The organism is Schaalia sp. ZJ405 (assembly GCF_011038885.2).
GTDB lineage: Bacteria > Actinomycetota > Actinomycetes > Actinomycetales > Actinomycetaceae > Pauljensenia.
In genome coordinates, this window is sequence record NZ_CP064952.1 from 2026271 (window position 1) to 2046216 (window position 19946).

Sequence of the window (19946 nt, forward strand, 5' to 3'; positions counted from 1 at the left end):
TCCTCCCTCGGTTCGGTGGTGACAATGCGCGTTGGGACAGGCGGTCGTGGGGATACCAGAGTGGGCAAACGACCGCGTCCTCGTCCCTGCCAGGCACAGTGTAGGTGGGAGCTCAGCAAAATCGGCGGATCTTCCTCGGCGTGAAGCACTGTGAGCCATATTGCGGCATGATTAGATGACGAAGTGAATTCGTTGGTATTGACGGAAGGAATATCATGGAAGATCTCGGTTGGAAGATCGCCAGTGCTGCTGCTCTCGGTTTGTCTGCCCTCGTTGCATCGAAAGTAACGGAGTTTGGCTGGAAGGCCGTGACAGGGCACGATATTCCGCGTGAAGACCAGGATGAGGCGTCGCTGGTCTCCCTCGTCCTTTTCGCTGCTGCCTCCGCCGCAGTTGTTTCCGTTGCGCAGCGTTACGCGATTCGTGGTGCGAAGAAGTGGTACGGACCGGGTAATCAGCCCGGTATCGAGGCCTAAGCGGTGTGGTGCGCGCGCACCGCACCCACCATCATCGGCCCTCTATGCCTTGTGCTCCCCGGGCACGCCGATGCCGTCGAGGGGAAGGTAAGCGGACAGGTCGGTTCGCTCCCCTGATGCCACGACACGCCCGTTTTTGGTGACTTCCGCCCAGTCGGTGTGCCCCGTGACCAATTCCAGCCACGTGTGGGGATCCGTTTCGATAACCGCCGGAGGGGTTCCCCTCCGGTGTGTTGTTCCCTGAAGAATCTGGACGGCGCCAGCGGGGGGCACGCGAACTTCAACGCTGCGGCCCGGATAGAGGATCCCCAATTCTTCGAGGGTAAAACGCACTGCGGTCGCCAGTGTGCGCCGAGCAGTGTCGTCCCCTTGCTCAACCCACGCGGCCACAGCCCTCATCCCATCGGCTGGATCAATTTTTCTCTTCGCCACGACTGATCCTTTCGCCACATCCACTGACTCCACCGCAGGCGCTCATCGCTCCTATGGCATCGCAGCGTAGGGGCGCCAACGGTTCGGGGGCCGGGTCACCACACGTGACCAGCCCCCGAACTGTTTCAGCGATGAGTGCTCTCTGAGAAGCGAGTGCGCAGCGCAGACTCCGACTGAGAACGCAAGTCCTCGATGGAGACAATCCAGCCGGTCTCGAAACCTTCCTCTGCCAGGAGGTCGGTGCCGGTCACAGCCAGCATGTCGCCACCGGTCGTTCCGATGCGCTGTGCTGTCACGCCTTCGGCTTCGGCCGCAGCAACGACCGCGGGGAGCGCTTCCTCGGCAACAGCAACGATGGCGCGTGCCTGAGATTCGCTGAGCAACTTCTCAAAGTCACCCATGCCGTCAGCGCCGGCGATCTGCGACAGGTCAAAGGAACCACCGATACCGAAACGTAGGCACGAGTCAACGAGCGTCTGAGCGAGGCCGCCATTTGACAGGTCGTGAGCTGCGCGCACGAGGGGACGACCATCGGGCCCGTCATGTTCGCTGAGCGCACGGATGACATTGCCCAGGGCAACTTCGGCCTGGAGGTCGACCTTCGGCGGGAGCCCGCCGAGGTGATCGTGAACGATGCGCGCCCACGCAGACCCATCAAACTCGTCGTACGTGTCTCCCAGGAGGACCACGGCAAGCCCTTCCTCGGTGAAGCCCGAGGGATTCGCACGGGTCACGTCCTGAAGGATGCCGAGCATACCAACAACCGGCGTGGGGTTAATTGACGAGGTCGGCAGCCCTTTCTCGGTGCCGGATGAGTTGTACAGCGAGACGTTACCACCGGTGACCGGGATCCCCAGTTCAACACATCCATCGGACAGGGCGGTCATCGCGGTGACCAACTGCCACATCGCATCCGTATCCTCGGGGTTACCGAAGTTCAGACAGTCGGTGATCGCCACTGGCTGTGCGCCAACAACGGCGACATTACGGTAGGACTCAGCCAGCGCTTGCTTCGCTCCCTCAGCCGGATCGAGCTTCGTGTACCAGCCGTTCGCGTCGGTTGAAAGTGCAACACCGAGGCCAGATTCCTCATCAACACGGATCACACCCGCGTCGTCGGGCTGAGCGAGGGCTGTGTTGCCCTGAACGTAGCGGTCGTACTGGTCGGTAATCCAGCTCTTCGAGGCCTGGTTGACGTTCGAGAGAACAGCGTTGAGATCTTCGATGAGCTTCACCGCAGTATCCGGGCGAGCCAGTCGCTTCGAGGAATCGTCCTGAAGGGCGTCCTGCCAGGCGGGGCGCGCGTAGGGGCGATCGTAGACGGGTCCGTCGTGGGCAACGGTCTTCGGATCGACGTCAACGATGCGCTGACCGAAGTGGTCGATGGTCAGGCGTCCATTTCCCGTGAGGTGACCGATGACGGCGGCTTCAACATCCCATTTGTCGATGATCTCGAAGAAACGGTCGCGGTCGTCGGGGGTGACGATCGCCATCATGCGTTCCTGGGATTCCGACATGAGGATTTCACCGGCGGTCAGCGTCGGGTCACGCAGGAGAACATTTTCGAGGTCGACGTGCATGCCCGAATCACCGTTGGACGCAAGCTCCGAGGTCGCGCAGGAAATACCTGCGGCACCGAGGTCCTGAATTCCTTGAACAACACCTGCGTGGAAGAGTTCAAGGCAACATTCGATGAGGACTTTCTCCATGAAAGGGTCGCCGACCTGCACGGATGGGCGTTTCGCTGGCATCCCGTCTTCGAAAGTTTCCGACGCGAGGATCGACGCACCACCAATGCCGTCGCCGCCGGTGCGCGCTCCGAACAGCACAACGAGATTGCCTTCACCGGTGGCGTTCGCCAGGTGAATATCTTCGTGGCGAAGCGTTCCGATGCATAGGGCATTGACCAGGGGGTTGCCCTGGTAGGACGGGTCAAATTCGGTTTCACCACCGATGTTCGGCAGGCCCAGGCAGTTTCCGTAGCCACCAACACCGGAGACAACGCCGTGGACAACGCGGGCGGTATCAGGATGATCGACGGCGCCAAAACGCAGCTGATCCATGACGGCAACAGGGCGGGCACCCATCGAGATGATATCGCGGACGATTCCGCCGACACCTGTGGCTGCACCCTGGTAGGGCTCAACGAAGGACGGGTGGTTATGGGATTCAACCTTGAAGGTCACAGCCCATCCGCGGCCAATGTCAACAACTCCGGCGTTCTGGCCCATGCCAACGAGGAGGTGACGACGCATCTCATCGGTTGTGCGGGCGCCGAATTGCTCGGCAAGGTGTTTCTTCGATGACTTGTAGGAGCAGTGTTCCGACCACATCACCGAGTACATGGCGAGCTCGGCGTTCGTCGGACGGCGGCCAAGGATGTGGCAGATCTTGAGATACTCGTCCTCTTTGAGGCCGAGTTCCTTCCACGGCATGTCCTTGGTTGGGGTTGCTGCGGCATCCTCAACGGTGTCGGGATGCTCGCGTGAAGTAGTGGGGGTGGATTCAACGGTCATGTGCTTTCCGTTCGTTTCTACGCGGGGACGAGGACGAGGGTTGGGCAGCGCTTAGCCAACAAGAGCATGAAGAACGGACTGGAAGATCTTCAGGCCTTCCGTGCCGCCGTGCCCGGCGGATGCGCCATGCTCATCGGTACTCAGCGGACCAAAGCCAGCCTCGATCGCATGCTCAGGGTGAGGCATCAGGCCAACGACGTTACCGCGGTCATTCGTGATTCCGGCGATGTCATTGGCGGAACCGTTGGGGTTGAGATCAACGTATCGAAACACAACGCGTCCTTCACCTTCAAGCCGCTCAAGCTCCTGAGGCGAAGCCTGGAAGTTTCCTTCGCCGTTTTTCAACGGAACAGTGAGGATCTCATCTCGTTCATAGAGCGCTGTCCACGCAGTATCCGGGTTTTCAACGCGAAGAACTTGATCACGGCAGAAGAACTTCTGATGATCGTTGCGAATCAGCGCGCCGGGAAGCAGATGAGATTCACACAGCACCTGGAAGCCGTTGCAGATCCCCAGAACAGGCATACCTGACTTGGCGGCGCGCACGACCTCCCCCATGACGGGAGCAACCGCGGCGATCGCTCCGCAGCGCAGGTAGTCGCCGTAGGAGAATCCACCCGGGAGAATCACGGCGTCAACGCCTCTGAGGTCTGCGTCCTTGTGCCACAGGGCAATGGACTCGCCACCTGCGAGTCGAACCGCGCGTGCCGCGTCGCGGTCATCAAGAGTGCCGGGGAAGGTGACTACACCGATTCGGGTCACTTGGTGCCTCCCGCGTAACGCGGGTCGTCCTCGTCAATAGCCTCAACACGGACGACGTCTTCAATGATCGGGTTGGAGAGAACTTCCTCGGCGGCGCGACGTGCGTCAGCGAGAAGCTCGTCGGTGACGGGGCCGTCCACGGACAGGTGGAAGCACTTGCCCTGACGAACGGCAGTGAAGCGAGAAATCCCCAGCCTCGGCAGCGCCGAACTCACTGCTTTCCCCTGCGGGTCTAGGATCTCCGGCTTCGGCATCACTTCCACGATGATTCGCCCCACGGCGTTCCTCCTTGTTTTGGTGCTTCCTAATTTCGGTGGTGGTGTTCTTGACCAACAGTCTGATGATGTCATCGCCGCCGGCTTTCGGCATGCGGTGTCGGACTCATGAGAGAACCGGCTCTGTGCCGGTAATCCTCTTAAAGGCTTCGATGTAGCGGTCTCGCGTGGCAGCAACAACGTCTTGAGGTAACTGTGGTGGCTGCTCGGAGCTGGATTTCTCCCACCCGGATGCGGGTGATGTCAACCAGTCACGCAGATACTGCTTATCGAAGCTCGGAGTTGCGTGTCCCTCGACCCACTGGTCGGCCGGCCAGAAACGCGAGGAATCGGGGGTGAGGATTTCGTCAGCGAGGACGATCTTTCCGCTTTCTGGATCGATACCGAACTCGAACTTCGTGTCAGCGAGGATCACCCCACGCTCAGCGGCAATCGATCGCGCTTTGTCGTAAATAGCCAAAGAGAGGTCGCGGAGCTTCTCGGCAACGTCGCGGCCAACCATCTGTGCGGCGCGGTCAAAGGTAATGTTCTCGTCGTGGTCGCCAACCTCGGCCTTTGCTGCGGGAGTGAAAACTGGCTGCTCAAGACGGGATGCTTCGGTGAGACCGGGGGGAAGGGGGACGCCGCATACCGCGCGCTTTTCTCGATACTCCACCAGCCCCGACCCGGTGAGATAGCCGCGAACCACACATTCGATGGGGATCATGTCGAGGGCCTTGCAGACAACCGCACGGCCGGCAACCTGCTCGGGAACATCGGGGGCGTCCGTCGCAATGAGGTGGTTGTCCACGATGTCGCTCATCTGACCCATCCACCAGATCGCCAACTGGTTGAGGATCTTGCCTTTGTCGGGGATCAGCGTCGGAAGAATAACGTCATAGGCGCTGATCCGGTCCGTTGTCACCATGAGGAGACGGTCATGCGCTGCGCGGGGCGCACCGGCGTCCACCGACGTCACGTCCTCGCTGTGAGACGTGGCCCCCTCAGCGGACGTGCTCGCGGGGACGTAAATCTCACGGACCTTCCCAGCACTCAGATGCGTCCATCCCGATAGTTCCAGATTGTCCATCGTGCTCTCCTTCACGTCCCTTGCCCCGGTGAGTCTGCGATCTGCGGTCAGCTGCGGTTAGCGTTCAGTTCCTCAGGCCACGTTGCGATATCACTGCGATGGTGTTCTCCGTCGAAGTGAATAAGCGCAACACCTTCGTAGGCGGTGCGCCGCGCATCCTCGACACTCGAACCGCGCCCAACAACGTCGAGCACGCGACCTCCCGTGTTCACCAGGCGCACATCGGGCTCGAATCCACAGCACCCCGCGGCAACATCCGCGGGATCCGAAACGATGGTTTCTCCCGTTCCTGCGTGGATCACGTGGACACCGGGAAGTGCCTCGGCCTGGGAAATCCCTGAAATTTCATGACCGGTGTCCGTTGGCCCTGGGTATCCACCGGACGCCATGACAACGGTGACCGCCGCATCTGAACTCCACACGGGAGCAGGAAGTGAGTCGAGGGCTCCCGTTGCCGCGGCGTACAGCAGCTCACCCAGAGGTGAGTCCAAGCGTTCGAGGACGACCTGAGTTTCCGGATCGCCGAAACGGACATTGAACTCAACGACGCGGATCCCACGCGATGTCATTGCGAGGCCGCAGTAGAGAAGCCCCACGAAGGGTGTCCCACGCTGCGCCATGCGGTCGACCGTTGGCTGAGCAACCGTGCGCACAATCTCATCGACAGCGTCCTCGCGCAGCCACGGCAGCGGTGAATATGCGCCCATGCCTCCCGTGTTCGGTCCCTCGTTGCCATCTGCGACGCGCTTGAAGTCCTGGGCGGGAACCAAAGGAACGACGTTCTGTCCGTCACTGAGACAGAAGAGAGACACTTCGGGACCGTCAAGGAATTCCTCAACAACCACTTTTCCACCCTCGCGCGTAAGACATGCCTGCGCGTGCGCGCGTGCCGTCTCACGATCGGAGGACACAACAACTCCCTTGCCCGCGGCCAGAGCATCATCCTTGACAACAAAGGGGGCTGCGAAGTCATTGAATGCCGCGTCCACCTGGTCAAGAGTCGTGCATGTGTAGGCGCGCGCCGTCGCGACTCCGGCCTCGATCATGACGTCTTTCGCGAAGGATTTCGAGGCCTCAAGCTCAGCGGCGGCTTTCGTTGGACCAAAAACAGGAATTCCGTGGGCGAGGACGGCATCGGCAACACCGGCGACAAGCGGGGCCTCCGGACCAACAACAACGAGGTCGACGTTCTCGCTCGTTGCACGGAACACGACGTCTTGAGGGTCAAGAGGGTTGAAAACAACGGACCGTCCCAGGGGTTCTAACCCGGGGTTACCCGCCTGAACAACAAGTTCAACGGGGTTCTGGTCGGTTGACGTACGTACGAGCGCTCGGGCGAGCGCGTGCTCGCGCCCCCCATTTCCTACGAGAAGGACCTTCACACCCATAGGCTACCTGTGGCTGGGGCCTCTCCGTGCCGCATGAGACACTTCCCGGCAGACGTCACATTTTATTGGGCACTGCCGACGGCTGTTTTTGCTCGAAAAGCGACGTTCGGCATCACTGCGGCACACCGCGAAGGTAGGGCTATAGGCCCGAACGTATGCGACATGCGACGCAGCCCCCGATTCACAAGCAGAGGGCCTGTGGCCGGGTTTCCCCGGCCACAGGCCCTCTCAGGTGAAACACCTACCCCCTCACGCAGTTACTGTCACGCACATGATGCGCGGCCGCAACCAACAATGTGGGATCGGCAGTCTCTCAGGCGCGAGCAGCTTCGATGCGCTCGCGGAACTTCGCCAGCTGCTCGGTGATCGCTGCGGGCAGCTTGTCACCGAACTGCTTGAAGTATTCTTCGGTGTCGTCCATCTCGTTTGCCCAAGCGTCGGGGTCGATCGCGAAGAGCTTCGCCCACTTGGCTTCGTCGATGTCGAGGCCATCGAGGTTGAAGTCCTCGAACTTCGGGTAACGACCGGTCACACCGTCGATCGCCTCAAGTTCGCCAGCTGCGCGGCGGACGATCCAGTCCAGGACGCGGGAGTTGTCGCCGTAACCCGGCCACATGAACTTGCCGTCTTCGTCCTTGCGGAACCAGTTGACCTGGTAAACCTTCGGGAACTTCTCGCCGAGTTCTTCCTGCATCTGGAGCCAGTGACCCCAGTAGTCGGCCATGTTGTAGCCGCAGAACGGCAGCATGGCGAAGGGGTCGTGACGCAGCGAACCGGCCTTGACGTCGGTCGCAGCGGCGGTGACCTCGGAGGCAACCGAAGCACCAATGAAGACACCGTGAGCGGCTTCGTACTGCTCGGCAACGAGCGGAACGTTCGTTGCGCGGCGGCCACCGAAGAGGATCGCGTCAACTGCAACGCCCTGAGGAGCTTCCCAGTCGGGGCAGATGATCGGGCACTGCTCAGCCGGAACGGTGAAGCGGCTGTTGGGGTGCGCAGCCTTCTCGCCGGACTCGGGGGTCCAGTCGTTGCCGTGCCAGTCGATGAGGTGAGCGGGAGTTTCGCCGTCAATGCCTTCCCACCAGACGTCGCCGTCATCGGTCAGAGCAACGTTGGTGAAGATCGAGTTGGCACGCATGGTGTCCATAGCCATCGGGTTCGTATCGTAGGATGTGCCCGGTGCAACACCGAAGAAGCCTGCCTCGGGGTTGATCGCGTAGAGACGGCCGTCGGGGCCGGGACGCATCCATGCGATATCGTCGCCCACGGTCTCGACCTTGTAGCCGGGGATCGTTGGCTGGAGCATCGCGAGGTTCGTCTTGCCACAGGCTGAGGGGAACGCAGCGGTCACGTGGAACTGCTGACCGGTCTCTTCGCGGGTCAGACGGAGGATGAGCATGTGCTCGGCCATCCAGCCGTCGCGGCGAGCCATCGTCGAGGCGATACGCAGCGCGTAGCACTTCTTTCCAAGCAGCGCGTTGCCGCCGTAGCCGGAGCCGAAGGACCAAATCTCATTGGTCTCGGGGAAGTGGGTGATGTACTTCTCGTCGTTGCAGGGCCAGTTGTCATCAACGGCGCCATCAACGAGCGGAACACCCACGGAGTGAACGGCGGGAACCCACGGCTTGCCTTCGGCAATGAGATCCATCGCCTTTTGACCCATGCGGGTCATGATGCGCATGTTGCACACAACGTAGGGGGAGTCGGAGATTTCAATGCCGAGCTGGGAGATCGGACCACCGAGGGGACCCATCGAGAAGGGGATGACGTACATCGTGCGACCAGCCATCGCACCGGTGAACTTCTCCTTGAGGATGCCCTTCATTTCCTTCGGGTCAGCCCAGTGGTTCGTGGGGCCTGCGTCCTCTTCCTTTTCGGAGCAGATGAAGGTACGGGACTCAACACGAGCAACGTCGGACGGCTTAGAGCGGGCGAGGAAGGAGTTCGGGCGCTTCTCCTCGTTGAGCTTGGTGAACATCCCGTTCTCAACCATGAGCGAGGTGAGACGTTCCCACTCTTCCTGCGACCCATCGGAGAACTCAATGGCGTCAGGCGTCGTCAACGCGGCGATCTCAGCGACCCACTGAATCACATCTTCGGGAGCGTTTGACGGAGCGGCTGCGCGCACATCCTGTTCAGTCACGGACATTTTGCCTCCTGAGGCACTCGGGATCAAAGGACGCGGATGCGCCTTTGAGGTACGTCTCAATCATCCCTGATTTTGCGTCAAAATGCGCGGGCGATTAGTCCCAAGTTCATTCATACCCAAGGAATACGCACAAATGACCACTCATCCAAAACCCGTATTCACATGCGTCAACGTCACTTCTCACCCACCGCCCCGGTCACTACCAGCTCAGAACACCGCAAGTGGGACAGACATCACATATCCGGATTCTGAAATTCATCGGTGGACATTCGGCGCACATTCTTGGGTCCAACGCACACCTCGCCGCAGTGATTCACTCCGAAGATTCTTTCTGAGACCAACAGGGAACGAAAAGTGATCTACTCTGTCCTTGCGGCTGGTGAACAGCCGGCTGGACCACTGAATTCATCGGAGGATATCCGTGCGCTTGAAAAAGTCTGAAGGCCCATCGTTCTTTGATCTATTCTCGCAGCAGGCAGCCAACCTTGTAACTGGCTCCGCGCAGCTCGCCTCACTTCTTAACGCATCCCCAACCGAACGGGTTGCCATTCGCGATCAGCTTCACGAAGTCGAACACTCCGGCGACGACATCAACCACACCATCATCCGAAGGATCAACGCATCCTTTGTCACGCCCTTCGACCGCGAAGACCTCAACCGCCTCGCATCGAACCTCGACGACTGCATGGATCACATCGACGAAGCCGGCGACCTCCTCGTTGTCTACGGAATCGGCGAAATCCCCAGTGCCGTCTCATCGCTGCTGTCCGAACAGGTGGCCATCATTGCTCGATGCGCTGACCAGACGGCCCAAAATATGCCCAAACTCAAGTCGCCGCTCGATATGCGCGATTTCTGGATTGAGATCAACCGCCTCGAAAACGAGGGCGACCTTGCCTACCGGCGCACCCTGACCGCGCTCTTCGACTCGGGCCTGGACCCGGTGACAATTATTAAATTCAAGGACATCATCGAGGTGCTGGAAAAGGCAACGGATGCCTTCGAGGATCTCGCCAACGGAATTGAGACCATCGCGCTGAAGGAGTCCTGAGCCGTGGATCTCAACCTGATCCTCGTTGTCCTCGTCATCGTTATTGCCCTGGGCTTCGACTACACCAACGGTTTTCACGACGCGGCGAACGCCATCGCAACATCGGTGTCGACGCGTGCTCTGACCCCGCGAGCCGCCCTGCTCATGGCCGCGATCATGAACGTCATCGGTGCTCTTCTGGGAACGGAAGTCGCCAAAACCATCGGCGAAGGCATTATCGACATCGCCCAGTATTCCGAATCCACCGTGACGAGCGTCCAACGCGAAGGCCTCGTCATCGTCCTCGCCGCTCTTGTGGGTGCGGTCGTGTGGAACCTCATTACCTGGTGGTTTGGGCTGCCGTCGTCCTCGTCTCACGCACTCATCGGTGGCCTCGTGGGAGCGGGTTTGGCCTCGGCAACAACCGTCAAATGGGCCGGCATCCTCGAATCCGTCATCATCCCGATGTTCGTTTCACCATTCATTGGTTTCTTCCTCGGTTTCGTCCTCATGAAAATCCTCATGTGGGCGCTACGCAGACTTCCCTACCATCGAACGATGCGAAAATTCCGTATTCTCCAGACAATTTCTGCGGCAGCAATGGCTTTGGGCCACGGCCTCCAGGACGCCCAGAAAACAATGGGGGTAATCGTCATGGCCCTCGTTGCCGGTGGCTACGGTGAACATCATCAGATTTTCGACCCGGTCACCGGAGACCTCACGATCCCCCTGTGGGTGAAAATCGCCGCGGCAGGCGCAATTTCGCTGGGGACCTATTCGGGTGGCTGGCGCATCATGCGCACCCTGGGACGCAAAATCATTGATCTTGATCCCGCGCGTGGTTTCGTTGCCGAATCGGTGTCCGCAGCCGTTCTTTACCTGTCTGCTTTCGCTCTTCACGCCCCTATTTCAACAACCCACACGATCACATCAGCGATCCTCGGTGTGGGGGCGACAAAGAGATTCTCCGCGGTTCGCTGGGGGGTTGCCGGCAACATCGTTGGCGCGTGGTTCCTCACATTGCCCGCGGCGGCAGGGGTTGCGGCTGTTTTCTTCTGGCTCATTCACTGGGTAGTTGTCGCCCTCTAGCGGGCATACTAGGGTCATGCTTTCCGTGTGTCACAGTGAATCCTCCCCCGCGTCGTCCTCGTCCCCATCATTGACGAGGACGAGCGCGCCTTCTCCTCGCCGACGCCTTAGTGTGGCGGGAGTACTTCTCCTTGCGGGAGCGGCGCTGACGCTTGCGGGGTGCTCGTTTTCATCGGTGATGAAGCTCTCCGCGGGTGACTGCATTGAACTTCCCCAAGACTCAACCGCGGTGACCGTTGACGTGCGTTCGTGCACGTCGGATCACAATGCTGAGGTGTCGAAGATTGTGTCGGTCAAGGATGACGGGGAGTTCCCGGGGGATGCGGTGCTCAATGAGCGCGCGGAAAAAGAGTGCGTTGATTCTTTCGAGGACTACGTTGGCACCCCGTACGTGACATCGGCTCTGGATGTGACGTGGCTGATTCCGACAAAGAACTCGTGGGAGCAGAATGACCGTTCCATTGTGTGTCTCGTTCATGCGATGGATCGTTCTGCGCTGACGCAGTCGGTGAAGGATTCGCAGCTCTAGGACGAGACCAACGATCAACGCGGGGAGGGAGCGAAGAACACAGGCGCTCCCTCCCCGTGTTGCGTGTGCGTGGGGACGATCTCGCATGTTTACGCAGCCGCCAGGTGTGTGGCGCTTTGGCGCGTGGACGTGCAGATTCGCCCTCGTCCTCGTCCCTTAGAACCCGAGGACATCCTTCGTTCGCGTGCCGTGGCGCTCAACGGCGAGAACGCGAGGCTCTCCCTGTGTCAACGCAACGTGAACAACGAGGACCTGAGCTGTACGCAGCCACGGACTTGAGCGAGGAAAGTGCGCATGTATGGACGCGGGAGCAGCGTCAATAAGCGGAGCGAGGCACACGGGGATCGTCGGACGATGAACGCAGATGACTGACGGCACGTGATGCGCAGTGAGCATCGACGCAATGAAATCGCGAGCATCATCGGGACGGGAATCAACCGCCCATTCGGTGAGCGCAGGAACCTCCGTGACCGAAAGCCCGGCGACACCGGCCCACGGAGCAAGAGTCTGAGCGCAGCGCTGCCACGGCGACGAATACGCTTTCTCGATGCCGAACGCGGAGAGAATATCCACCAGGTCAAACGCCTGGCGAACTCCCAGACGACTCAGCGGACGGCTCGCCTCATCACCCAGCCAGCTCTGGCGCGACTCAGCCTTCGCATGACGAGCGAGCATGAGAGTGCTCGTCACCAGAGTGCCGTCCTGCGCACGACTGAGCAGCTCCGACAGGAGCCGACGGTCCCCGCGCCGAGTAAGCAAACTCTCGGCCTTACGCGGGGATGCCCAACGGTTCGTGTCAATTTCCGAGGACGGAGCCCGGTGCACCGGGACTCGGGTTCTTCGCGGCGCCCCACCCGAATCCGATGGATCCTCCGGCATGAGGGTTCCCACCCAATACAGGACTTCTTTGGTCTGCCCCGATCCCAGGCGATAGCGCTGAGTTGTCAGCGGGGCTCCGAGGATCACGGGCAGGCCCGTCTCCTCTTCGACTTCCCGCACAGCAGCCGAAGTAATCGGCTCGTTAAGTTCAGCTTTCCCTTTGGGCCACGACCAGTCCTTGTACTTGGGACGGTGGACCATGAGAACTTCGATATCGCGCGGATCAATGACCTCACCGGGACGGGCAACACGCTGACGATCAACGAAACGCCACACCACTGCTCCGGCGGCGCGCACAAGGCGCGACGGAACGGGCGAGGGGCGAAGCATTCGAGGCACCCTCTAAGCCTACCGGCCAAAGGCCATCTCGACTCATCAACCGTCCACCGGCTCACTCGCATCTCTTCTCAAAGGCCGCGCGTCGCCCTCGTTAATGACAACGACCCGTGACGTGAGTGATCTACTCAGCGGAACGGCCAATAACGCGAGACGATGCCTCCTTCATGAGCTGAGTCTGAATGTCGTGGAGCGCAGTACCATTCTTGCCGTACTGTCGACGCTTCCACGTGCCATCCTTACGCAGCGCCCACGACGTTGTTGCCGGTGAAACCCCCGTTCGCACGAGGTTTGCAAGGTAGGAGATGTGCTCGGGATCGGCGATGCGCACAAGAGCCTCAACGCGACGATCAAGATTGCGATGCATCAGGTCGGCAGACCCGATCCACACTTCTTCCTCACCGCGCGGCCCGAAAGCATAGATCCGAGAATGTTCAAGGAAACGCCCCAGGATCGAACGAACACGAATGTTGTCCGACAGGCCCGCAACCCCGGCGCGGATCGCGCAGATCCCCCGGACCTCAACATCAACACGCACCCCCGCTTGGGATGCGCGGTACAGGGCATCGATGACGGCCTCATCAACCACGGAATTCACTTTGATTCCGATCCACGCACCCAGCCCGGCTTTCTGGCGTTCGATCTGTCCGTTGATGCGCTCAATCAGGCCATCACGGATCGACAGCGGAGCCACCAGGAGCCTGTGGAAGGTTGACCTGGGCGCATAGCCGGACAGCTGATTAAACAGGCGCGTGAGATCTTGAGCAACATCGCGATCGCAGGTCAGCAACCCAAGATCTTCGTATCCGCGAGCAGTCTTGGGATGGTAGTTGCCCGTACCGACGTGGCAGTAGCGCCGAAGCCCGTCAGCTTCCTGACGAACAACAAGCGAGAGCTTGCAGTGAGTTTTCAACCCAACCATGCCGTAGACAACGTGAACGCCCGCGCGTTCAAGTTTGCGCGCCCACCCGATATTCGCCTCCTCATCGAAACGCGCCTTGATTTCAACGATGGCGACAACCTGTTTGCCAGATTGAGCCGCCTCGATGAGTGCCGAAACAATCGGAGAATCCCCGGATGTTCGATAGAGAGTCTGCTTCATCGCCAGAACGCTCGGGTCGCGCGCTGCCTGCGTGATGAAGGCCTGCACCGAGGTTGCAAACGAGTCGTAGGGATGATGAACGAGGACGTCGTGGGAGCGGATCGAGGCGAAAATATCGGATGCGCGCGCCGACTCAAACTCTGCCAGGCCCGCAGCGGTGACGGGCACATACTTCGGATATTTGAGGTCGGTGAGTTCTAGGTCGTGGAGTTCATTGCAGAGCGTGAGGTCAAGGGGAGCGGGCAAGCTAATGACATCCGCGTGCGAAATCTCCAGCTTTTCCACGAGGAACTCACGCACGAAGGGAGAAATGGTGTCTTCAACTTCGAGGCGCACAACGGGCCCGAACTTCCGGCGAAGGAGTTCTTCCTCCATCGCGGTCAGAAGGTTTTCGGCGTCGTCCTCTTCCACCTCGACGTCCTCGTTACGCGTCACCCTGAAGGAATGAGCTTCGACGATCTCAACGCCGGGGAAGAGATGCTCCAGGTGCGCACGAACCACATCTTCAAGGGTGACGAAAGTTGCGCCCTGCTCCGTGTCGATGTAGTCCTCGGGAACCCCGCCACCGGCTACGGAATCAACGTTAATCAGGCGAGGAAGCGAGGGCGGAACCTTGACGCGAGCAAAATGTAATTTCCCGTTCAACGGGTTGCGGACAACGACCGCGAGATTGAGCGACAGTCCTGAAATGTAGGGAAACGGGTGCGACGGATCAACAGCTAAGGGCGTGAGCACGGGGAAAATTTGGCGCCGGAAGTAGCGCGTAAGCACCGACTTGTGTTCCTCGCCGAGACTATCCCAGCGGGTCAGGTGAATACCCGCATCTGCGAGCGCCGGAAGAATCTCCGTCTGAAAGCTCTCCGCTTGACGTGTTGTGAGCTCGCGGGTGCGCGCCTGGATTCCCTCAAGGACCTGTCGCGGTTCCAAACCGGAGGCGGATTTCTTCGCGATTCCCGCGGCAATTCGGCGTTTAAGGCCCGCGACGCGCACCATGTAGAACTCGTCAAGGTTTGAGGAGAAAATCGCCGAAAACCACGCGCGTTCAAGCAGCGCAAGCTGGGTGTCCTCAGATTGCTCAAGGACCCGCTGGTTGAACGCCATCCACGAGATTTCTCGGTCCCCGAAGCGTCCCTTGGGCAGGGGTTTGTCCTCTCCGATCGGCTCGGACATGTCAACGCACGGGGTCAGTGGTGGTGTCTGAGGGAGACGTTCGTTGATGTCGTCGTCGTATTCGGAGTCCTCATGTTCCACGCCAACAAGTTCAGCTTGTTCGGCTCCGCGGACAAACATCTCCTCAGCACGTGCGCTCTGCATGGATTCGCTTTGCGCATACGGAGTCGCGTACGAGGACGAGGTTGCGTACGAGGACGAGGCCTGGCCCTCGGCCTCGTCAGGCACCTGAAGTTCGGGGCCGGGCCACGATTCGTCGGGGGCGGAGAAGTGCTGTTCGTCGGTCGACATGTGTTCCCTTTCAGGGTGAGGTCGTCATCGGGGTGTTCGTTCCCAGGCGAGCACTGACGTTCCAGGACGGTCGCTGGAGTTCCAGGACGGTCGCTGGCGGTCCAGGGCGCCGAGGACGAGGACACCACCGATGACGGTCACATTTGTGACCATCATCGCAAATTTTTGAGCCCGATACGAGTATCACCGCTCACTAGTTGAGCGTTCCCACTTCCGCTTCTCGCGCAGCCGCATCAAGTTCGTCAGCGGTCCTGACAAGTGCCTGGATCCGTGTGGTCACGGGATAGGCAAGGGCATCGGAGGGGTCAACGATCCATCGTCCCGAATGGGAATGTCCGGCTGCGAGGACACGAAGAACGCGGGCTGCTGCGCTGAGAATCCAGTCGAGATCATCGTCGCTCAGATCACCGCGTAAAAGCGCGTCGACCTCGTCAATGACACTCTCAAGGAAGCGCACGGCAACGGGAGCCTCCAAGCCGGGAATGTGAGCACTCTGGCTTCCTTCGTCATAGCGACTCTGGACGTCAGCAGGGTGACGGTGATACCACGCAGCCAGCAGATAGAGCCGCCACAGCGCACCAGGGAGCGTGAACTCGGGGCTGCGCGACCACACGTGAGCAACAACATCCACTCCCTGCGAGCGCACAACCTCACGGAGCCGAGCAATCTCAGCCTCCCCGAAAGTGTCGTCTTCAACTCCGAGCAACGCCCACGCCGTCGAATGGGCAACGGCAGAAAGCTCGGCGGGATCTTCGTCACCGATGATTGCCTCCGCCCGGGCAGCGTCAAGAATCGCGGGGCGACGCGGCGTTCGTGCCTGGCTCATCACAGTTCCTGTGGTCGGTGTTTGCGGGTTGCTGCCCGCAGATGGGCTGGGCACATCGAGGCTCCCGCGCAGGTGTCAACGGCGTTTTCGAGATTCATCGGGAAAAATTTCTGCATTTACTCGTCATTCTCTTACAATAGATGAGGTCCCTGACGCTCAGGGGCTTGGGCCTATAGCTCAATTGGCAGAGCAACGGACTTTTAATCCGTGGGTTCGGGGTTCGATTCCCCGTGGGCCTACCGCAAATAAACGGCCCGGATTCAACGAAAAGTTGGTCCGGGCCGTTGCGCATTTTCGCTAGTTTCTCCCTTACTGTAGCCAATGCTGTAGCCATTGGTACCCGATAAAAATGAACCGCCGTTTACCCGTTGAGGTAGCTGGTGAGTCGGTGAGTTGGTCCGCCAATTTAGGTGTTTCCCTCAGAATGTTTGCGCACCCGGTTAATTTGTGTCAAGCATCACACTTAATGGTAGTGTTCTAGCTGTACAGATATGTCCACAGGGTGTACACTTTAGGTATCGACATTGAAAGGGGGAACGAAAATGAACATCGAGCAGACGATCGGCACCTACTACGACGAGCCAGAACTCCTTGACATTTTCACTGCCTTCGATGACGACGAAGCGGTTGGTTCTATCTACATCAACCGAGACCACAAGGTCATCATGAACATCGAGGTTGATGAGGACCGCCAAGGCGAAGGAATCGCCCGCGCGCTTTTCGAAGCAGCCGATGAAGCCCTCCGCGGGATCTACCACGCTCCGGCGTGGGCATGCACCGATGAAGGCAGGGGCTTCGCCCTGGCGATGGGCGGCGACATCATTGACGACGAGACAATGGTGGCCATCACTGGTGCGGATCTCTCAATTTTCGATATCGACTGAATTCACAAACCCCACCCACCCAAAGAAAGGCCTTTGATAATGGAACTTTCACTCGACACCACCGCGTATCTCAACGGCGAGGGCACCGCGACTCAGCAGGAGCTTTTTCAGCGTGCCGCCGATAGGATCGTCGAAAGATGGCAGTCCCGCTACCCCAATGACACCGAGCCGGGGGAGCTTGAAGCCGGAATCAGGGATGAGCTTGTGGGGGCGGCGATGTACTGCCTAGGGGACGCAACAATTGAAGACCTCGCGGCCTCAGAGCAACAAGCCCGCATGGGGTTAGAGGTGAGCGTGGATCGTCTCACCGGGGCGTTAATCGCCGCTGACATCGACGGGTTGTCAAAAGCGGAACTCACCCGCAAAACAGGCCTGGTGCGGACCACGATTTATAACCGCCTGGGCGAGTAAAAATACACTGACTACGATTGGAGAAAACGATGCCTACTTCGTATAAGTCAACGGCTGCGCAAGCCGCGTACATCCGGTCCCTTGCTTTGGAGGTTGGGGACATTGCGTTTGAGGCCGCGTATGCTGAAGCGGCGAAAGTTAATGGTAATCGTCCGTGGGGGCGGGGTACCGAGACTCATACTCAGGCCGCGAGGCGGTTGAGTAAGAAAACCGCCTCGCAGCTTATCGAAACGCTTTTGAGTATTAAGCGTGGGACTTTTCAGGACTGAGGAGCGCCTTTCGCGGTTTTGCGAAGCTCCGCCAAAACCTGCCTCAGCTGGTTCGTTGGCATCATGTAGAAACCACCGGTGAGGATCCGTTTGACCTGGAAGCCAAGGCCGATCTTGTCTGCCAGCTCATCGGCTTCGCGAATGGCTGCGTCGAGTTCAACGTCGGTCGGTAAATCCAAGATGACTCCCTGGACGAGAACGGTCTCATACCCCGGGACGGTGACTTCAGTGGTTTCCCCGTTGCGTAGGAGCGTGAAAACGACGTTTCTTAGTGGAACTTGGCTGGCTGAGTGGAAGCTCTCGCCGTTGTCGTCAACGTTTCGCTGGTCGACCCGGAAGCCTTCGACATCACCGATTTTCATGCTCAGGTCAATTATCGGCTGAGATAAGACCTGCTCGACGGTTCGTTTTACGTAGTTAATTCCCATGCTCTGACGCTACACCTACCGGGCTTCGAGTGGTGTGGATTTCGGTTTTCACCCCCACACAGCCATGTGTCACACATCACACGGTTAAACCCTCTCCCAATATGCATATTTTTATACACCTGTGTTATGCTTAAGCCATTGGAAAAGACACAGGTCTTGACCACCTCAACAAGGAGGATAGAAAAAATGGCCGGATACAACATGATGATGTGGAAATCCAACAATGCTGTCGCAGCTGAACGCGAAGGCATGGTTGTCGCCTCGAAAATCACGAAGAAATGGCTCGCCGATGCAGGGATCACCGAACCTGTGATGTTCATTAAATGGCTGGTACGTATCGGGCTTATCTCTGAAGCTGAGTGGCATCACACCTCGAAGTTCTACAACCGGGTCAACTACTACAGGGCCGAAGATATCGTCGAAGACCTCAAGCGCCTTAACGAATATGGTCGCCTCGCTGTCTTGCGTCAGATGTTTTCCGAACCCCAATGGCGCAAAGCCCACACGGAAGCTATTCGGTGGGAAATGATCCACCGTGTCAACGCTGCGAAAGATGAGGTCTGATTTGAACATTTCGTTGACACTCCGGTCGTATCGTGAGGCCCTTGGTCTCACCCAAGACGAAGCCTCACGATACGTCGGAGTCAAGCAGGCAACATGGTCACGATGGGAGGGCGGCAAAAGCCACCCCCAAGACCCCAACGGGGTGATCGACGATCTCGAAGACATCATGAATTTTCGAGACGAGATCCTCGATGAACTATGCGAGGTTGTCGAGCACAAGTCTGCTGTTCTCGGGGACCCGACGGTGACTCTAGTCACCTACCCCACGGATGAAGCCTTCCACGCCGCTAACCCGCGAGCGCGAGAAAAGAACATCCCCTCGGCTATCCATCGAAGCGCCGCGGCCATATGCGCCCACCTGGCTTCTGAAGACCGGGGGATCACCGTGCGTCTTGTCGAGTGAAAACACGAAACCCGCCCCACCCAAGCGTTTTGCCTGAGTGGGGCGGGGTTCTGTGAGTCCGCGAGCGCTGTTAGATGTCGTCGCGAATCTTCTCCGGGGGTTCTGGAAGCGGCTGAGCAAACTCACCAGGTACCAGGCTTAAAAGCCGTTCGATCAGGCGAACCAGCTCTCGGCAATACTCGATTGCCGCCCGGTACCGGGAGTCCTTGTCTTCTAGCCGAAGCTCAAGGGAATCAACCTTTTTTGTCAGCCGGTTGACTTCCTCTCGTAGCTCTTTCATCGTGGCTTTCATGACGCTGATCGCCGCGTCTTCTTTTTTCGAGACCCCGGTGAACCAGTGTCCGATGATTGCTCCGATGCCTCCGATGACCGCGACGGATATCGTCGCAATCGCCGTCACTAAGGCCACGACGATGGGCGTGTCAATCTGTGGGATCATCCCAACCACCACCTCCGGTGGTGATGGCCGTGTCTGTGCGGCGCGGGTCACCAATCGAGGTGAGGACGGATATCAGCATGGCTGTTGCCGCCAGCCCCAGGGCTTGCTTCCAGTCGAGTCCCCATATGACGGTGCCGGTGGTGATGACCGCGAGAATCGCCTGAGCGGCTGTCTTAATCGCCCGCTCCGCCACGCCGCTCCAAAACGTTTTCGACGCGTACTGTTCCAT

Annotated in this window: 23 protein-coding genes and 1 tRNA gene; 10 read left to right on the top strand and 14 right to left on the bottom strand. The window is 59.2% G+C overall.

Annotated elements, in window-relative coordinates:
* The first annotated feature begins 215 nt into the window (after nt 1-215).
* Nucleotides 216-476, top strand: a complete 261-nt coding sequence (locus G7Y41_RS08615; RefSeq protein WP_165216624.1) for a DUF4235 domain-containing protein — start codon at nt 216-218, stop codon at nt 474-476.
* 42 nt (nt 477-518) lie between these two features.
* Here G7Y41_RS08615 and G7Y41_RS08620 read toward each other — a convergent pair whose 3' ends face one another.
* The 7 genes from G7Y41_RS08620 to G7Y41_RS08650 all read right to left on the bottom strand — a co-directional run bounded on the left by G7Y41_RS08620 (nt 519) and on the right by G7Y41_RS08650 (nt 9067).
* Nucleotides 519-908, bottom strand: a complete 390-nt coding sequence (locus tag G7Y41_RS08620) for a sterol carrier family protein (protein WP_165315608.1) — start codon at nt 906-908, stop codon at nt 519-521.
* Between the two features lie 125 nt (nt 909-1033).
* Entirely contained in the window at nt 1034-3424 is a 2391-nt protein-coding gene (gene purL / locus G7Y41_RS08625) for a phosphoribosylformylglycinamidine synthase subunit PurL (RefSeq protein ID WP_165315609.1), read from the bottom strand.
* 51 nt (nt 3425-3475) lie between these two features.
* Nucleotides 3476-4186: a phosphoribosylformylglycinamidine synthase subunit PurQ gene (gene purQ / locus G7Y41_RS08630; protein ID WP_165315610.1), complete on the bottom strand. Its 711-nt coding sequence runs from the start codon at nt 4184-4186 to the stop codon at nt 3476-3478.
* Nucleotides 4183-4464: a phosphoribosylformylglycinamidine synthase subunit PurS gene (locus tag G7Y41_RS08635; protein ID WP_165216631.1), complete on the bottom strand. Its 282-nt coding sequence runs from the start codon at nt 4462-4464 to the stop codon at nt 4183-4185. The genes purQ and G7Y41_RS08635 overlap by 4 nt, the downstream gene beginning before the upstream one ends.
* A 103-nt stretch (nt 4465-4567) precedes the next feature.
* Complete coding sequence (locus G7Y41_RS08640; protein ID WP_165315611.1) at nt 4568-5530, bottom strand: phosphoribosylaminoimidazolesuccinocarboxamide synthase; 963 nt, start codon at nt 5528-5530, stop codon at nt 4568-4570.
* Nucleotides 5531-5577: 47 nt separating this feature from the next.
* Entirely contained in the window at nt 5578-6912 is a 1335-nt protein-coding gene (gene purD, locus G7Y41_RS08645; RefSeq protein WP_165315612.1) for a phosphoribosylamine--glycine ligase, read from the bottom strand.
* A 319-nt stretch (nt 6913-7231) separates the two neighbouring features.
* A complete protein-coding gene (locus G7Y41_RS08650) occupies nt 7232-9067 on the bottom strand; it encodes a phosphoenolpyruvate carboxykinase (GTP) (protein ID WP_165216634.1) in 1836 nt (611 codons plus the stop codon).
* A 427-nt stretch (nt 9068-9494) separates the two neighbouring features.
* On the opposite strand from G7Y41_RS08650, the gene G7Y41_RS08655 reads away from it, so the two are divergent.
* Genes G7Y41_RS08655 through G7Y41_RS08665 form a run of 3 tightly spaced genes read left to right on the top strand, consistent with a single transcriptional unit; the run spans nt 9495 to nt 11715 of the window.
* Nucleotides 9495-10118: a DUF47 domain-containing protein gene (locus G7Y41_RS08655; RefSeq protein ID WP_442984228.1), complete on the top strand. Its 624-nt coding sequence runs from the start codon at nt 9495-9497 to the stop codon at nt 10116-10118.
* A gap of 3 nt (nt 10119-10121) precedes the next feature.
* Nucleotides 10122-11186, top strand: a complete 1065-nt coding sequence (locus G7Y41_RS08660) for an inorganic phosphate transporter (RefSeq protein ID WP_165216635.1) — start codon at nt 10122-10124, stop codon at nt 11184-11186.
* Between the two features lie 16 nt (nt 11187-11202).
* Nucleotides 11203-11715 carry a septum formation family protein gene (locus tag G7Y41_RS08665; protein ID WP_165216636.1) on the top strand — a complete coding sequence of 171 codons (513 nt, stop codon included), beginning with the start codon at nt 11203-11205 and terminating at the stop codon, nt 11713-11715.
* A gap of 156 nt (nt 11716-11871) precedes the next feature.
* Here G7Y41_RS08665 and G7Y41_RS08670 read toward each other — a convergent pair whose 3' ends face one another.
* The 4 genes from G7Y41_RS08670 to G7Y41_RS08680 all read right to left on the bottom strand — a co-directional run bounded on the left by G7Y41_RS08670 (nt 11872) and on the right by G7Y41_RS08680 (nt 16319).
* Nucleotides 11872-12924: an NUDIX hydrolase gene (locus G7Y41_RS08670; RefSeq protein ID WP_165216637.1), complete on the bottom strand. Its 1053-nt coding sequence runs from the start codon at nt 12922-12924 to the stop codon at nt 11872-11874.
* Nucleotides 12925-13054: 130 nt separating this feature from the next.
* A complete protein-coding gene (locus tag G7Y41_RS08675; protein ID WP_165315613.1) occupies nt 13055-15493 on the bottom strand; it encodes an RNA degradosome polyphosphate kinase in 2439 nt (812 codons plus the stop codon).
* Nucleotides 15494-15517: 24 nt separating this feature from the next.
* A complete protein-coding gene (locus tag G7Y41_RS10165; RefSeq protein WP_269207950.1) occupies nt 15518-15649 on the bottom strand; it encodes a hypothetical protein in 132 nt (43 codons plus the stop codon).
* 37 nt (nt 15650-15686) lie between these two features.
* Nucleotides 15687-16319, bottom strand: coding sequence for a hypothetical protein (locus G7Y41_RS08680; protein WP_165315614.1), 633 nt, complete (start codon nt 16317-16319; stop codon nt 15687-15689).
* Nucleotides 16320-16485: 166 nt separating this feature from the next.
* Between G7Y41_RS08680 and G7Y41_RS08685 the strand changes: the two genes are divergently transcribed.
* From G7Y41_RS08685 to G7Y41_RS08700, 4 genes are all read left to right on the top strand, one after another.
* Nucleotides 16486-16558: transfer RNA gene (locus G7Y41_RS08685), tRNA-Lys, on the top strand.
* Between the two features lie 303 nt (nt 16559-16861).
* A complete protein-coding gene (locus G7Y41_RS08690) occupies nt 16862-17203 on the top strand; it encodes a GNAT family N-acetyltransferase (protein WP_165315615.1) in 342 nt (113 codons plus the stop codon).
* Between the two features lie 39 nt (nt 17204-17242).
* Nucleotides 17243-17614 (top strand): hypothetical protein, encoded by a 372-nt coding sequence (locus tag G7Y41_RS08695; RefSeq protein ID WP_165315616.1) that lies wholly within the window; start codon nt 17243-17245, stop codon nt 17612-17614.
* A gap of 29 nt (nt 17615-17643) precedes the next feature.
* A complete protein-coding gene (locus G7Y41_RS08700; protein WP_165315617.1) occupies nt 17644-17883 on the top strand; it encodes a hypothetical protein in 240 nt (79 codons plus the stop codon).
* On the opposite strand, the gene G7Y41_RS08705 is transcribed toward G7Y41_RS08700, so the two are convergent.
* Entirely contained in the window at nt 17874-18311 is a 438-nt protein-coding gene (locus tag G7Y41_RS08705; protein ID WP_165315618.1) for a hypothetical protein, read from the bottom strand. The two genes, G7Y41_RS08700 and G7Y41_RS08705, sit on opposite strands and share 10 nt — an antisense overlap.
* Nucleotides 18312-18497: 186 nt before the next feature.
* Between G7Y41_RS08705 and G7Y41_RS08710 the strand changes: the two genes are divergently transcribed.
* Nucleotides 18498-18875, top strand: a complete 378-nt coding sequence (locus G7Y41_RS08710; protein WP_165315619.1) for a hypothetical protein — start codon at nt 18498-18500, stop codon at nt 18873-18875.
* Nucleotides 18865-19278, top strand: coding sequence for an Aca2/YdiL-like domain-containing protein (locus G7Y41_RS08715; RefSeq protein WP_165315620.1), 414 nt, complete (start codon nt 18865-18867; stop codon nt 19276-19278). Before G7Y41_RS08710 ends, G7Y41_RS08715 begins: the two co-directional genes overlap by 11 nt.
* A 70-nt stretch (nt 19279-19348) precedes the next feature.
* Here the strand turns inward: G7Y41_RS08715 and G7Y41_RS08720 are convergent, their stop codons facing one another.
* Nucleotides 19349-19717, bottom strand: coding sequence for a hypothetical protein (locus G7Y41_RS08720; protein ID WP_165315621.1), 369 nt, complete (start codon nt 19715-19717; stop codon nt 19349-19351).
* Complete coding sequence (locus G7Y41_RS08725; RefSeq protein ID WP_165315622.1) at nt 19701-19946, bottom strand: holin; 246 nt, start codon at nt 19944-19946, stop codon at nt 19701-19703. Before G7Y41_RS08725 ends, G7Y41_RS08720 begins: the two co-directional genes overlap by 17 nt.

What these genes read in the sequence shown, in the direction of transcription:
- G7Y41_RS08615 (WP_165216624.1), top strand. Translation starts at nt 216, where the DNA reads ATGGAAGATCTCGGTTGGAAGATCGCCAGTGCTGCTGCTCTCGGTTTG.
- purL (WP_165315609.1), bottom strand. Translation starts at nt 3,424, where the DNA reads ATGACCGTTGAATCCACCCCCACTACTTCACGCGAGCATCCCGACACC.
- G7Y41_RS08640 (WP_165315611.1), bottom strand. Translation starts at nt 5,530, where the DNA reads ATGGACAATCTGGAACTATCGGGATGGACGCATCTGAGTGCTGGGAAG.
- G7Y41_RS08650 (WP_165216634.1), bottom strand. Translation starts at nt 9,067, where the DNA reads ATGTCCGTGACTGAACAGGATGTGCGCGCAGCCGCTCCGTCAAACGCT.
- G7Y41_RS08665 (WP_165216636.1), top strand. Translation starts at nt 11,203, where the DNA reads ATGCTTTCCGTGTGTCACAGTGAATCCTCCCCCGCGTCGTCCTCGTCC.
- G7Y41_RS08670 (WP_165216637.1), bottom strand. Translation starts at nt 12,924, where the DNA reads ATGCTTCGCCCCTCGCCCGTTCCGTCGCGCCTTGTGCGCGCCGCCGGA.
- G7Y41_RS08675 (WP_165315613.1), bottom strand. Translation starts at nt 15,493, where the DNA reads ATGTCGACCGACGAACAGCACTTCTCCGCCCCCGACGAATCGTGGCCC.
- G7Y41_RS10165 (WP_269207950.1), bottom strand. Translation starts at nt 15,649, where the DNA reads ATGATGGTCACAAATGTGACCGTCATCGGTGGTGTCCTCGTCCTCGGC.
- G7Y41_RS08680 (WP_165315614.1), bottom strand. Translation starts at nt 16,319, where the DNA reads ATGAGCCAGGCACGAACGCCGCGTCGCCCCGCGATTCTTGACGCTGCC.
- G7Y41_RS08690 (WP_165315615.1), top strand. Translation starts at nt 16,862, where the DNA reads ATGAACATCGAGCAGACGATCGGCACCTACTACGACGAGCCAGAACTC.
- G7Y41_RS08695 (WP_165315616.1), top strand. Translation starts at nt 17,243, where the DNA reads ATGGAACTTTCACTCGACACCACCGCGTATCTCAACGGCGAGGGCACC.
- G7Y41_RS08700 (WP_165315617.1), top strand. Translation starts at nt 17,644, where the DNA reads ATGCCTACTTCGTATAAGTCAACGGCTGCGCAAGCCGCGTACATCCGG.
- G7Y41_RS08705 (WP_165315618.1), bottom strand. Translation starts at nt 18,311, where the DNA reads ATGGGAATTAACTACGTAAAACGAACCGTCGAGCAGGTCTTATCTCAG.
- G7Y41_RS08710 (WP_165315619.1), top strand. Translation starts at nt 18,498, where the DNA reads ATGGCCGGATACAACATGATGATGTGGAAATCCAACAATGCTGTCGCA.
- G7Y41_RS08715 (WP_165315620.1), top strand. Translation starts at nt 18,865, where the DNA reads ATGAGGTCTGATTTGAACATTTCGTTGACACTCCGGTCGTATCGTGAG.
- G7Y41_RS08720 (WP_165315621.1), bottom strand. Translation starts at nt 19,717, where the DNA reads ATGATCCCACAGATTGACACGCCCATCGTCGTGGCCTTAGTGACGGCG.
- G7Y41_RS08725 (WP_165315622.1), bottom strand. Translation starts at nt 19,946, where the DNA reads ATGGAACAGTACGCGTCGAAAACGTTTTGGAGCGGCGTGGCGGAGCGG.